This is a genomic window from Desulfurispora sp., from assembly GCF_052744395.1.
Genome location: NZ_JBRAJI010000008.1, coordinates 37,109 through 50,053 on the forward strand (window position 1 = coordinate 37,109; position 12,945 = coordinate 50,053).

Here is a 12,945-nt window from a genome sequence, read left to right on the forward strand (position 1 = left end):
TCCGGTAAATATTTTTATGCTTCCGGCAATAGTTAACAGGAATGTACCGGTTTATCCAGATACTGCGCGATCACCTGCATGGCGCAGTATTTACCGCACATGGCACAGGCGGCCGAAGCGGCACTGGTTTTCTGCCGCTGCTGGCGGGCCCGCCGGGGGTCAATGGCCAGGGCCATTTGTTTTTCCCAGTCCAGATTTTTGCGGGCCCGGGAAAGTTCATTATCCCACTCGGCAGCACCGGGCAGCCCCCGGGCCAGATCGGCAGCGTGGGCGGCAATGCGGGCGGCGATTACCCCTTCGTGCACCTGCCCGGCATCGGGCAAACCGGTGTGTTCGGCTTCTGTCACATAGCACAGGAATTCGGCGCCGGCCAGAGCGCTGAGCGCCCCGCCAATGGCCGCGCTGATGTGGTCGTAGCCGGGGGAGATGTCGGTGACCACCGGACCGAAGACAAAATAGGGAGCGCCCTGGCACAGGCTTTTCTGCAGGGTAACCGTGGCCGACAGGTGGTGCAGGGGAACGTGCCCCGGCCCTTTGACCATGATCTGCACCCCGGCCTGGCGGGCCCGTCTGACCAGCTCACCCAGCACAATCAGCTCCTGCACCTGTGGTGCATCCAGCGAGTCCTCCAGACAGCCCGGCCGAAAGGCATCGGCCAGAGCAAGCACCGTGTCATAGCGCCGGCAGATGTCCAGCAGGCGGTCAAACTGCTCATAGAGAGGGTTTTCCCGCTGGTTGTGCACCATCCAACCAATCAGATGGCTGCCACCAAAACTGACCAGCATCTCCTGCCGCCCGGCGCGGCGGGCCCGCTCCAGCACCGGCCAGGTCACTCCGGCATGCACGGCCAGAAAGTCCACCCCCTCCCGGGCCTGCTGTTCAATCACCGCAAAAAGATCTTCCACAGTCATGGACGAAGGGTGGCCATATTTCTCCCGGGCCACGGCCAGCGCCTGATAAAGGGGCAGTGTGCCCAGAGGCAGCCCGGCTTCGTCCAGAATTTTCCGGCGCAGAACATCAATGGGACCGCTGACACTGAGGTCCATCAGGGTATCGGTGCCGGCTCCCAGAGCGGCCTGCACCTTTTCCCACTCCGCGTCCGGGTGGACCGAGCGACCATACATGCCCACACTGGCGCTCACTTTAGTGCGCAGCAGGCGCCCGATCCCCACCGGCCGGCAGCGGGGACGCCGCTGACCGGCCAGCACCACCGCCCGGCCCTCCGCTACTTCTTCCAGCAATTGTTCCTCGGAAACATTTTCCTGACGGGCCACCTGCCTGAGGGCCGCTGTTGCTTCGCCCTGCCGGGCCAGTTCCAAAATTGTGGTCATAATCAAACCTCCCCTGAAGATGTAAAAAAGCCCACAACTCTTTCAACAAGAGCTGTGGACTTTACCATCATCGCACAGTAAACCTGTAGCCCTGCCGCGTGGCTACCAGCGAGCATCCGGCAGGCAGGTCTCCTGGCTCACGGGTCATCATCCCGGCTCACCTTCCCGGCCTGACGGCCAGTGGTGCTCGAACCGGACTCACCGCATACAGTGGCGGGACCGCGCCGTTTCAAACCCTGCGCAAAGCACCTGGGCAGCGGGTTTGCCGGTCTTCCCTATTCTCCTTGCCCCGGGACTCTCCCGGCCCCGGGCAAAGCACCTGCCGGACATATGCAGTTTTACAGCAATCTCGAAACCTGAACCGACGGGAAATAATACCACCCGTAATAATGTGAGTGTATTCTCTGCTTCCGGCAATTTTCCTGCCAGCAGGCAACAATTTATTTTGGCATCAAATAAATCTTTTCACTACTCAGTTGATTATGATAAAATATTTCTGCTTACAAGCGCCGCTTGTATACAGAATATTGTTTTTCTTCTCAACTATTTTGCCAGTATATTTCAAGATGTGACATTTTATTTAAATCTACACCGTTGGGAAAAGAGGGGTTTAGAATGGCACAGGAACTGGAAAAAAGGATTAAAGAAACCGGTCTGAAAATTTACCAGCTCATTGAGGGAGATGCCCCGTCGGTTTTCAAAAAAGAATTCTGGTCGGGCAAAATAATGGACTGGTGTATGCGCAACGAAGCCTTCAAAGTGGAAATGTTCCGCTTTGTTGACGTTTTCCCCAGCCTGAGCTCGTCGGTTTCGGTAGCCAAACACATTCAAGAGTATTTCTGCCGCCCCGATCAAGACTTCCCCAGCAGCCTGCAGTGGGGTCTCAAGCTGGTCTCGCCCAATTCGCTGGTGGCCAAGGTGGCCACCAAGGCCATTTCAGAAAACATCACCGGCATGGCCCGGCAGTTTATTGTGGGGGAAGACGCCCGCGATGCGCTCTCCACATTGAAGAAGCTGCGCAAGGAAGGCTTTGCTTTCACCGTCGATCTGCTGGGGGAAGCGGTGGTTTCCGAAGCCGAGGCCGACGAGTTCTACCAGCGCTACATAGAACTTTTCGAAACCCTGGCCAGAGAGCAGAGCAAGTGGAAACCTCTGGGCAACAGCCCGGGCGATCTGGACTGGGGATTTTCGCCCAAAATCAATGTTTCCATCAAACCGTCAGCCATGTATTCCCAGATGAATGCCCGGGCCTTTGATTTCTCGGTGGAGGCCGCGCTGAAAAGGCTGCGCCCCCTCTTTCGCCAGGCCAAACAAATTGGCGCCGCGGTCCTGCTGGATATGGAGCATACCGGGCTGAAGAACCTCACCCTGGCCATGTTCAGGAAGCTGCTGGAGGAACCCGAATTCCAGGATTACGAGCATGCCGGCATAGTTATTCAGGCCTATCTGAAAGATAGCGAGCAGGATTTGCGCGATCTGATTGACTGGGCTAAAGCCCGCGGCCGGCGCATTACCATTCGCCTGGTCAAAGGAGCCTACTGGGATCAGGAGGTCATCCTGGCCCGGCAGCAGAACTGGGAAATCCCGGTGTTCACCAATAAATACGAAACCGATGCCAACTATGAAAAGCTGGCCCGCATCCTGCTGGAAAACCACCAGTATGTGTCTTTTGCCTGTGCTTCGCACAACATCAGAAGCATTGCCTATGTCTGGGAGGTAGCCAAAGAACTGAACGTACCCGACGGGCGGTTGGAATTCCAGGTGCTGTACGGCATGGCCGAGCCAGTACGCAACGCCCTGCGCAGAGTGGGGCTGCCCTTGCGCCTTTATGCGCCCATTGGTCAGATGCTGCCCGGTATGGCCTACCTGGTACGCCGGCTGCTGGAGAACACGGCCAACGAGTCCTTCCTGCGGCAGAGCTTTGCCGAAGGGACGGCCCGGGAACAGCTGCTGCGCAATCCTCTGGAACTGCTGGCCGAAAACCCCACCCCGCCGGAGAAAGTTTACAGCGCTCCCGAGTACGGCGACAAGGGCGCTTTTACCAATGAACCGGTCATCGACTGGACCATAGCCGAAAACCGGGAACGCTTTGCCCGGGCTCTGGAAAAAGTGGGCAAAGAGCTGGGCCGGAAAATCCCTCTGTACATTGGCGGACGGGAAGTGCTCACCGCCGAGGAAATCATTTCCACCAACCCCAACCAGTCCGACCAGGTAGTGGGCCGGGTGGCGGCAGCCACCCTCAAAGAGGCCCAGATGGCCGTGGAAGCAGCCAAGCAGGCCTTTCCGGCCTGGCGGGATACTTCGCCCCGCGAGCGGGCCGAAGTGCTTTTCCGGGCCGCCGGGGTGGCCCGCCGGCAGCGTATGGAACTGGCCGCGCTACAGGTCTACGAGGTGGGCAAGAACTGGAGCGAAGCCGATGCCGATGTTACCGAAGCCATTGACTTTCTGGAGTATTACGGGCGGGAAATGATCCGCCTGGCCCAACAGCGGCGCATGGGCCGGGCCCCCGGGGAAACCAGCCATCTATTCTACGAACCCCGGGGGGTGGGCGCGGTCATCGCGCCCTGGAACTTCCCGCTGGCCATCTCGGTGGGCATGACTGCTGCCGCCATTGTCACCGGCAACACGGTGGTGTACAAGCCGGCCTCCCTCTCCCCCATCACAGGGGCCAAAGTATACGAGATCTTCCAGCAGGCTGGACTCCCGGCCGGCGTGCTCAACTTCCTGCCCGGTCCCGGAGGTGCCATTGGGGATTACCTGGTCACCCACCCCGATATTGCTTTTGTCACCTTCACCGGCTCCATGGAAGTGGGCCTGCGCATCATCGAGCTGGCTGCCCGCACCCCGGAAGGGGCCCTGGGGGTCAAGAGCGTGGTGGCAGAAATGGGTGGCAAGAACGCCATCATTATCGACTCGGACGCCGATATTGACGAAGCGGTTGTGCATACGCTGTATTCGGCCTTTGGTTTCCAGGGACAGAAATGTTCGGCCTGTTCCCGGGTGATTGTCCTGGAGGAAAACTATCAGAAGTTTGTGGACCGGCTGGTGCAGGCGGCGCGCAGTATCAATATCGGTCCGGCTGTAAACCCGGAAACCTACATGGGCGCGGTAATAGATGAGCAGGCCCGGCGCAAGATCATGGGCTTCATTGAGCAGGGCAAAAAAGAAGGCCGGCTGCTCCTGAGCCGCGAGGACGTGGAGCTGCCGGGACACTATGTGCCGCTGACCATATTTGCCGATATTAAACCGGAGCACGTGCTGGCTCAGGAAGAGATTTTCGGCCCTGTGCTGGCGGTGATCAAGGTTAAAGATTTCACCGAAGCGCTGCAGGTGGCCAACGGTACTCGCTACGCCCTGACCGGCGGTGTCTTCTCGCGCAGTCCGGAAAATATTGAAAGGGCCAAAAGAGAGTTCCGGGTGGGCAACCTGTACATCAACCGTGGCTGCACCGGGGCGATTGTGGAGCGCCATCCCTTCGGAGGCTTCAAAATGTCGGGTGTGGGCTCCAAGGCCGGCGGGCCGGATTACCTGCTGCAGTTCATGGTGCCGCGCACAGTGACCGAGAACCAGATGCGGCGCGGCTTTGCCCCTGCCGAGGAGGAATGCTAGGCTTTCCCTTCCGGTCGGCCGGGACAGACCGGACACTGCTGGCAGTCGGCCGTACACGGTTCCACATGAATGATCACATCCGGGTTTTGTAATTGGTCTTGCAAATCCTGTTCAATGGCATCACAGATGGCATGGGCCTGAGCAGTGGTCAGACGGGCCGGCACTACCAGCTGCAAGTCAATGTAGCGGTAAGGGCCGGCCTTTCTGGTGCGCAGGTTCTGGTAGGCAACGTAACTGGCGGAATGTTTTTGCAGCACCTGACAAATCAATTCTTCTTCACCGGCCGGCAGGGACTGGTCCAGCATGCTGCGCAAAGATTCCGCGGTCAGCTCCCAGGCCGCCCGGATGATCATCAGAGCCACCACCATGGCTATGGCCGGGTCCAGCCAGTACCAGCCCGTGAGGCGAATGCCCCCAATGCCGGCCAGCACGCCCAGAGAAGTATAAACATCGGTGCGCAGGTGCAGAGCGTCGGCCTGCAGGGCGGGCGAATCGCTCAGGCGGGCCACCCGCAGCAGGTGGCTGGAAATAAACCAGTTCACTGTGGCCGACAGGCCCATCACCAGCATACCCCAGTCCAGCCCCTGGACGACAAATTGCCGGTGCAACAGCCGCGGAACACTGTGATATATGATCAACACCGCCGCAGCAAAGATGAGCAGAGCTTCGGTAATGCTGGCCAGGTTTTCAAATTTGCCGTGACCGTAGCGGTGCTCTTGATCGGCCGGCCGGGCGGACTGCCTTACCGCCAGGTAGGCAATGACGGCCGCCAGCAAATCCAGGCTGGAGTGCACGGCCTCGGAAATCACACTGACCGATCCCATAAACAGCCCGGCAGCCAGCTTGCCCACAGTCAATATTGTATTGGAAGCAATGGAAAGCCGGGCGGCTTGAAATTTAGCCTTTTGAAATTGTTGCAATGCTCCGCCCTCCCGGATAAGTATTCCTGGCCTAATTATATTCGGTTGACCGGACTTTGTCAGCCTGCCAGGCCAAATTATTTTTTATACGTTCATAATAATTATTGTTATCATTTTCACTGACCGTTTCATTCAGCCATCCCGGCAGTAACCAATCTCAAACTTAATTGCGGGGTAATATAAATTTAACGGTTTGCTATTAAAATCATAAGTGTACCATCATTTATTCTTCAACCGAGGTGAACTTTCATGCGCCTGGCCTTTATTTCGGATATTCACGCCAATCTGCCCGCGCTGCAGGCCGTGTGGGCGGACATTGAACGACAGCAGTGCCAGCAGGTGTACTGCCTAGGCGACCTGGTGGGATATGCCCCCTTTGTGAACCAGGTGATCGAATTTGTCCGGGAAAAAGCGATCCCGTGTATCCAGGGCAACTATGACGATGCTGTGGGCCACTACCGCCTGCTCTGCGGATGTGATTTTGCTGACGACCGGGCCCGGGAGCTGGGAGAAAAATCCCTGGCCTTCACCCAGCAGGTGATCACGGCAGAAAACCGGGCCTTTCTGGCCGCACTGCCCGCCCAACTGCGCTTTACCATTCAGGGATGGGATTTCTTGCTGGTGCACGGCAGCCCGCTGCGCCAAAACGAGTATTTGCATCCCAACACCCCGGAGCATTACCTGAACAACCTGCTGGAGCAGTTTGCCTGCCAGGTGCTGGTCTGCGGGCACACCCACCTGCCTTTTATCAAAAATTTGCCCGCCGGGCTGATCATTAATGCAGGCAGCGCAGGTAAACCCAAACACGGCTCGCCCGCGGCCACCTATGTGTTGCTGGAGGCAGGCGAAGAAATCCAGGGCCGGGTTGTAGAAGTACCCTATGACGTAGCTGCAACAGTGCAGGCCATCAAAGAGGCCGGACTGCCTGAGGAATTCGCCCGCCTGCTGGAAACGGGCAACGGTTAAAAATCCCCATCCCGCCCCATAATATTACCGGCTGGCGTTTTGAGCCCGCCGGTATATTTTGGGGCCGCAGCATTTTCTGCTGTACGGGCCGGCAGCCAAATAGCGGCATCCTGATGGAGCGGGGAAAGAAAATGGCGGATAAAAAGAACTGGGACCTGCCGTATAGAAAAGTTTTTCAGCAACTGGTGCGGGCAGCTTACCAGGGGAACCTGCCGGAAAAAATGGCCGAGCTGGAGCAAAGTGGTGATGATTTAATCAGGGCCTACGTAAGATACGGCAGTGGGGGCGGTGACCCCCGACGGGTGGTACACCAAATCGGCACCTGCCAGAGCGATTGCCCGGCCGATGACGAGGTTTGCCACGCCTCCTGTTTATTCAACGGCATCGTCCGCGATATGGAGGGCCGGGTAGTACTGGATTACAGCCAGTGTACCGATTGTGGCCAGTGCGTGGAACAGTGCCGCTTTCAATGTTTGCTGGATCGCAAGGAATTTGTTCCACTCGTACAGATCTTGAAAGACAAAACAGTACCGGTGTTTGCCATTATGGCCCCGGCCTATATCGGTCAATTCGGTCCCCGGGTGACACCGGGCCGGCTGCGGGCGGCGCTGAAAAGTCTGGGTTTCTATGGCATGGTGGAGGTAGCCCTGTTTGCCGACATCCTCACCTTTAAAGAAGCCCTGGAATTTGACCGGCACATCAGAGATAACCGGGACTTTTTGCTCACCAGCTGCTGCTGTCCGATCTGGGTATCCATGGTGAAAAAGGTCTATCACCAGCTGGTACCCCACATTTCCCCCTCGGTATCGCCCATGGTGGCCTGCGGGCGGAGTATCAAACAGCTGCACCCCGATGCCAAAGTGGTCTTTATCGGCCCCTGTCTGGCCAAAAAAGCCGAGGCCAAGGAACCCGATGTGGCCGACGCCGTGGACGCCGTGCTCACCTTTCAGGAGCTGCAGGACATTTTCACAGCACTGGGCATCGACCCGGCCCGGATGCCGGAGGATCAAAGCGAACACTCCTCCACGGCCGGGCGGATCTACGCCCGCACCGGTGGGGTAAGCCAGGCCGTGGCCGCCACGCTGGAGCGCCTGCGCCCGGACCGGGCCATCAAAATTAAAGCAGTCCAGGCTAATGGAGTGGCCGAGTGCAAAAAACTGCTCTCCCGCCTGCTGGCCGGCGAGCTGGAGGCCAATTTCTTTGAAGGCATGGGCTGCGCCGGAGGCTGTGTGGGCGGGCCACGGGCCCTGCTGCCGGTGGACCGGGCCACACAGCTGGTCGATGAGTACGGCCGGGCTGCCCGCTACTACACCCCGGTGGACAACCGTTTTGTGCTGGAGCTGCTGGCCCGGCTGGGCATTAGCGAACTGGAACAGCTGCTGGATGCGGAAAAGGGCGGGCGCATATTTATGCGCCGGTTTGTTTGAACACAGGCTTCCCCAACTACTGAATTACTGAGTTTATTGAAAGCAGATTAATAAATGCTTAAATATAACCACCTGTTAATCTTTGAAAGCTGCCCGTCCGGCCTAACCGGTCGGGCAGTTTTTTTGCCCGGCTTTTTTCAACCCGGCAGTAACAGCGGTAATGTCCCCTACGTAGTATGTATTAGCCATTAATCAATTCTTTGCTGTGGGGTGAAAGTGTGACGACAACAACACCACGTCACAGAAAGGAGGGTAACCTTGCGCATGGCGGCAACCAAACTCAGCCTGAACACTTTAACCCTGACCCCCGGTACCGAAGCTGAACTGAACATAACTCTGGAAGAAGAGTTGCGTTCAGTGGTGCACGGAGTGGTGCGTCTGCCGGATGGTTCCTATGCCCACAACGCTGCGGTCAAGCTCTTTGTACAGGACCCGGCTACCGGCAACCTGGTACCCATGGCCTTTGCTTTTACCGATGAGTTTGGGCAGTTCCTCTTTGGCATTGAGGACACCACCCTGACCTACAAAGTCAAAGTGTTCCACTATGTACCGGAAAACCCGCTGCCCACCAGCACGCCTTAAAGCAGACGGCACGGCCGGCATCAATTGCCGGCCGTGTTCTGCTCGCCCAAAGGGCTATTACACTGCGGGGTGACAGAATGTGTTAACCTTAAAAGCGCTGTTAATGGTGCTGATCCTGCTCTGTGTTGGTTTGAGCGCCGCTTTGCTCTATATTCTTTACCGGCGCTCAGAAAAAGCAACCGCTTCCCGGGCCATGGTACCCCGGCCCGCACCGGAAACCGAATCTGCCGGGGCCAGGGCGGAAAAAGCTGTATGCCACGTGGCACCGCCCGTGCTCATGCCCCCGGCCGGGCTGTACACCGCACCGGCACCCGAAGTTTCTATTATTATCCCCTGCAAAAATGAGGTCAACACACTGGAAAGTACGGTAAAATCGCTGCTGGAGGCACGGACGGAAATACAGACAGAAATCATCGTCGTAGATGATGCCTCCACCGATGGGAGTTGCAACTTTTTACAGAGCGGGCGTTACCCCGGCGTGATCCTGGAGCGCACAGGCGGACTGGGCGCAGCCGGAGCGCGCAATGCTGGAGCCGAGCTGGCCCGGGGTAAATATTTTTTCTTTTGTGACGCCCACATCAAAGTGCAAGATTACTGGCTGGACCGGCTGCTAGAAACCATGCTGCGCGAACAAGCCCACTGCATTGCCCCCGCAGTGACCGACCAGCCACATGCCCGCCGGGTGGGCTACGGGCAAACCTGGAACAATGCCTTAAGCGTGGTCTGGCTGAACCAGGAGCCGGAAAAGGCTGTGGAAGTACCCATTGCCTGCGGCTGTGCCCTGGGAATAAACCGTGAGGTCTTTCATGCGGTGGGCGGATTTGATCGTTATTTCGAGGTTTGGGGCAAAGAGGATGAGGAGCTCAGCCTTAAACTGTGGCTTTTCGGCTACCGGGTGATGGTGGAACCGTCCGTAAAGGTGGCCCACCTCTTCCGGCACAGTCATCCCTACCGGGTGTCGCTGGTCAATGTGATGCACAATCTGATTTGTCTGGCCTATTCCCACTTCAGCTACCAACGGCTGGCCAAAGCCCTGGATCTGGTGAGAAATCACGCTCTGTTTTCCGGCACCCTGGCCCGGGTCATGCTCAGTGATATTCACCGCCAGCGGGCTGATTATCTGGCCCGCCGGGTCCATCCTGATGACTACTTCTTTAAAAAATTCGGCATCGATTTTTAGGCAGGTGATTATCCTTGAAATTGCTGGTGCTTGTCCTGGCCGGCTTGCTGGTGGGATTGGCCCTGGCCTGGATCTATCATGCCGTACTGCGCAGGGCCAAACAGCCGTCCGGAGAGTCAAATACCTCCAGCAATCTGCCGGTGCAAGAACAACAAATAATTGCGGAAACCGCCGCCACGCCCCTGCCCCGCCCCAAAACAACCGCCGCAGGAACAGCAGCGCCGCCCGGCACCACTCCCCTGCCGGCCCGACCCGGCCTCGTCCCCGATGAACACCTGCGGGAGGCCGGCCTGGTCAGTGTGCTCATGGACACGCCACAGGGTAAACAAGATGCGGCAGAGGGATTTCGTCTGGAAGGAAGGCGGGAGATTCGCCTGGAAATTGTCCTGCAGCAGGAGAAAAAATAACAAGGCGGCCCGGTGCCAGGCCGGGGCTGCCTTTTTTCTGAAACCGCCTTGTTTACGAGCCGGCAGGGTTCACGGAGCGGTGATTTGATTGACCGGCAGGCCCACCATAATGCGCCGGTATACTTCAAAGTCCTCCCGCCTGATGCTGGCGATGCAGTGAATGCTGTCATAGCGCACATCCATGTGCACAGGATGTTTGGTTTCAGCATTGGTGAGCACCAGATAGTCATCCTGAATAGCGGTTACCTTACCAAAAATGATCCAACTGCCAAAAGCGATCACCACATCCATATTTTCATAAGTCTTGATATCATCTACAAAATTACTCGCCATCACATATCCCCCCAGGGCTAAATTTTTACTTGTTCATTCATTTTGCAAATATTCTGCCATGTCCAGCGGTTCGGATAAATCCACATGACCGTTGGGCGATTCTATGACATTGCCGTTCACCATGAACTGCACATATTTGATCTCCCGGTACGGCAGCAGCGCTTCCAGCAAAACATGATAGATGGCCATTTCCTGCTGGGAACCCAGTCCCCGGCTGATCTGCACATCGCTCAGATCCACATAGGCCAGCTGGTTGGCAGCTTTGTAAGTAAATTCCCGCAGGCGAATATCCTGTCCCAGCAAGGGCTGGAGCAAAAAAATCTGTTCCCGCAGGGCCACTTTGCGGATATCGTCAATCATATATTTGACCGGCTGATAAAAGTAATCGTCCGCTGTTTCTTCCGTTTTGGTATGGGGCCGGGCCAGTTTTACGCGCACTTCGGGGATGTAGAGCATTTGTCCTGGCGGCGCTTTTTCCACCATGTTTTCCATGGCAATGAGCTGGGGAGTGGTGTGATAGCGGGCGGCAATCTGCTCCAGGGTCTCCCCGTACTGCACCAGATGGTAGTACTTGTAGGGATGCCGGTAGGGTATTTTCACCTTTTCCCCCACCACCAGTTCCCGCAGGGGATACAGGTTGTTCAGTTCCACAAACTCCCTCACCCGGCTGCGGTGGCGGGCACAGAGCGACAGTAAAGTATCCCCCACTTCCACATAATAGTAAAAAAAGCCCATGATTTTCAGCTCCTCGGCAATATTTCCCCCTGTCTTGCTCTGGCTATGTTAACAGAGTATTGGGGGCACGGGAGGATCAGGAACGGTGCCGGTTGATCACTGTGGCAAATTCCCCCCAGTAGAGCAGGTCGGTGGGCTGGCGCAGGGTGCTGATCAGTTTGTCCAGCTGCAGTTGTTTGATCTCCCGCTCGGGATTCCAGACTGGCTCGTCGGGAAAACGCCTGCCCCGCAGCCGGTTGAGCACAGTGGCGAAAGGTCCCCAGAGCAGGCTGTTATAAGGCTGGTGCAAGGTGGTAATTAAATTGTCTTCGTAAAGAGCTTTGATTTCCCGCTCGGGGTTCCAGTTCAGGGTTCCCTGGACCACCCGGCCGCGCAGGCGGTTGAAAACCGTGGCCAGCTCGCCCCAGTTCACCACATCCAGGGGCAGGTGAGGACTGCTGATGATGCCTGCGGTGGTCAAACGGGCAATTTCTCCCACCGGATCCCAGGTCACTTCTTTAACTTGTAGATCCAGCGCCCGAACCAGGGCATCTTTAATGTTCACCGCCAGCAGGCGGCGCTTGGTTTCATCGGCCAGAAAAGTCCGGTCAACAGGATGATCAATAAACAGGTTTTCCAGTAGTATGGAAGGCATCTGCGAACGGCGCAACACGGCAAAATTGGCCCTTTTTTTGCCCCGGTCGATAAAACCGTGCTTGGTAAAAAAAGCGGCCAGCACACCGTGTATGATCTCCTGGGCCTGGATAGCTGTAGCGGAAGGAGTGCTGAAAATAAAACTCTCAAAGCCCGTACCGCCTCCGGCATTGTTATGCAGGGAAATAAAATAGCTGGCGCGCAACGAATTGGCAAAATCGGCCCGGGTGTTCAAAGCCACAAAAAGATCCCGGTCCCGGGTGAGGCGGATGTCCACATCATAGGGCTGCAATTCCAGGCGCAGTTTGCGGGCAATATCCAGACAAACATCTTTTTCCTGCAGATTTCCCCCGGTGGCTCCCGGATCCTTACCCCCGTGGCCCGGATCAATAACAATGATTTTAGGCATTTTTTCACCTCCTTGAAAAATACTTACAAAATGCCCGGACAGTAAAATATACTGATTAACCTCACCATTTATGTTCAACAATTAGACCCGGATGGCTGGTAAAAATCCGGATCAGGTGCTGATAATATGACCAGCGGACCATTTGCCCGAGGTGGGAATGGTCACAGATGGGCAAACAAATGATGCTTTATTGCATTTATTGATGCTGTATCGCATTTTTTTCAATGCACCAATAATAATTTATTCCGGATGATTTGCCGTCAAATCTGGCGGCTTAAGCGATGCGCATCTGCATTTTTCATAAATTTTATTTTTCCAGGAATGCAGTAATTGCTGGTAACAGCGGAACAGAACGGGCCAGTAGCCCGGGGCATGATTTTTGCTGCTATTTAAGATCATAGCCCACCTTTACC

11 protein-coding genes and 1 riboswitch are annotated in these 12,945 nt (G+C 56.5%); of the genes, 6 read left to right on the forward strand and 5 right to left on the reverse strand.

Annotated features, from left to right (window positions below; translation table 11 throughout):
- Nucleotides 1–32: 32 nt before the first annotated feature.
- Nucleotides 33–1,331, reverse strand: a complete 1,299-nt coding sequence (gene thiC / locus ACUVTU_RS03500; RefSeq protein ID WP_445888581.1) for a phosphomethylpyrimidine synthase ThiC — start codon at nucleotides 1,329–1,331, stop codon at nucleotides 33–35.
- 105 nt (nucleotides 1,332–1,436) lie between these two features.
- Nucleotides 1,437–1,669, reverse strand: a riboswitch (cobalamin riboswitch).
- Between the two features lie 277 nt (nucleotides 1,670–1,946).
- Between thiC and pruA the strand changes: the two genes are divergently transcribed.
- Nucleotides 1,947–4,940, forward strand: a complete 2,994-nt coding sequence (gene pruA / locus ACUVTU_RS03505) for an L-glutamate gamma-semialdehyde dehydrogenase (protein WP_445888582.1) — start codon at nucleotides 1,947–1,949, stop codon at nucleotides 4,938–4,940.
- On the opposite strand, the gene ACUVTU_RS03510 is transcribed toward pruA, so the two are convergent.
- Nucleotides 4,937–5,860, reverse strand: coding sequence for a cation diffusion facilitator family transporter (locus ACUVTU_RS03510; RefSeq protein ID WP_445888583.1), 924 nt, complete (start codon nucleotides 5,858–5,860; stop codon nucleotides 4,937–4,939). The genes pruA and ACUVTU_RS03510 overlap by 4 nt on opposite strands.
- Nucleotides 5,861–6,109: 249 nt before the next feature.
- On the opposite strand from ACUVTU_RS03510, the gene ACUVTU_RS03515 reads away from it, so the two are divergent.
- The 5 genes from ACUVTU_RS03515 (at nucleotide 6,110) to ACUVTU_RS03535 (ending at nucleotide 10,422) form a co-directional block, all read left to right on the forward strand.
- Entirely contained in the window at nucleotides 6,110–6,826 is a 717-nt protein-coding gene (locus ACUVTU_RS03515) for a metallophosphoesterase family protein (RefSeq protein ID WP_445888584.1), read from the forward strand.
- 131 nt (nucleotides 6,827–6,957) lie between these two features.
- The gene (locus ACUVTU_RS03520; RefSeq protein WP_445888585.1) at nucleotides 6,958–8,253 is read left to right on the forward strand and encodes a [Fe-Fe] hydrogenase large subunit C-terminal domain-containing protein; all 1,296 of its coding nucleotides are present in this window, start codon (nucleotides 6,958–6,960) and stop codon (nucleotides 8,251–8,253) included.
- A gap of 264 nt (nucleotides 8,254–8,517) precedes the next feature.
- Complete coding sequence (locus tag ACUVTU_RS03525) at nucleotides 8,518–8,835, forward strand: hypothetical protein (RefSeq protein WP_445888586.1); 318 nt, start codon at nucleotides 8,518–8,520, stop codon at nucleotides 8,833–8,835.
- A 79-nt stretch (nucleotides 8,836–8,914) separates the two neighbouring features.
- The gene (locus ACUVTU_RS03530; RefSeq protein WP_445888587.1) at nucleotides 8,915–10,015 is read left to right on the forward strand and encodes a glycosyltransferase; all 1,101 of its coding nucleotides are present in this window, start codon (nucleotides 8,915–8,917) and stop codon (nucleotides 10,013–10,015) included.
- 14 nt (nucleotides 10,016–10,029) lie between these two features.
- Entirely contained in the window at nucleotides 10,030–10,422 is a 393-nt protein-coding gene (locus ACUVTU_RS03535; protein ID WP_445888588.1) for a hypothetical protein, read from the forward strand.
- 69 nt (nucleotides 10,423–10,491) lie between these two features.
- Here ACUVTU_RS03535 and ACUVTU_RS03540 read toward each other — a convergent pair whose 3' ends face one another.
- From ACUVTU_RS03540 to ACUVTU_RS03550, 3 genes are all read right to left on the reverse strand, one after another.
- Nucleotides 10,492–10,755: a hypothetical protein gene (locus ACUVTU_RS03540; protein ID WP_445888589.1), complete on the reverse strand. Its 264-nt coding sequence runs from the start codon at nucleotides 10,753–10,755 to the stop codon at nucleotides 10,492–10,494.
- A 33-nt stretch (nucleotides 10,756–10,788) separates the two neighbouring features.
- On the reverse strand, nucleotides 10,789–11,490 hold the full coding sequence (locus ACUVTU_RS03545; RefSeq protein ID WP_445888590.1) for a LysM peptidoglycan-binding domain-containing protein: 702 nt from the start codon (nucleotides 11,488–11,490) through the stop codon (nucleotides 10,789–10,791).
- 76 nt (nucleotides 11,491–11,566) lie between these two features.
- Nucleotides 11,567–12,532, reverse strand: coding sequence for an N-acetylmuramoyl-L-alanine amidase (locus ACUVTU_RS03550; RefSeq protein WP_445888591.1), 966 nt, complete (start codon nucleotides 12,530–12,532; stop codon nucleotides 11,567–11,569).
- Nucleotides 12,533–12,945: the final 413 nt, after the last annotated feature.

Excerpts from the sequence above, each read along its gene's own strand:
- thiC (WP_445888581.1), bottom strand. The coding sequence starts at position 1,331 with ATGACCACAATTTTGGAACTGGCCCGGCAGGGCGAAGCAACAGCGGCC.
- pruA (WP_445888582.1), top strand. The coding sequence starts at position 1,947 with ATGGCACAGGAACTGGAAAAAAGGATTAAAGAAACCGGTCTGAAAATT.
- ACUVTU_RS03515 (WP_445888584.1), top strand. The coding sequence starts at position 6,110 with ATGCGCCTGGCCTTTATTTCGGATATTCACGCCAATCTGCCCGCGCTG.
- ACUVTU_RS03520 (WP_445888585.1), top strand. The coding sequence starts at position 6,958 with ATGGCGGATAAAAAGAACTGGGACCTGCCGTATAGAAAAGTTTTTCAG.
- ACUVTU_RS03525 (WP_445888586.1), top strand. The coding sequence starts at position 8,518 with ATGGCGGCAACCAAACTCAGCCTGAACACTTTAACCCTGACCCCCGGT.
- ACUVTU_RS03540 (WP_445888589.1), bottom strand. The coding sequence starts at position 10,755 with ATGGCGAGTAATTTTGTAGATGATATCAAGACTTATGAAAATATGGAT.
- ACUVTU_RS03545 (WP_445888590.1), bottom strand. The coding sequence starts at position 11,490 with ATGGGCTTTTTTTACTATTATGTGGAAGTGGGGGATACTTTACTGTCG.
- ACUVTU_RS03550 (WP_445888591.1), bottom strand. The coding sequence starts at position 12,532 with ATGCCTAAAATCATTGTTATTGATCCGGGCCACGGGGGTAAGGATCCG.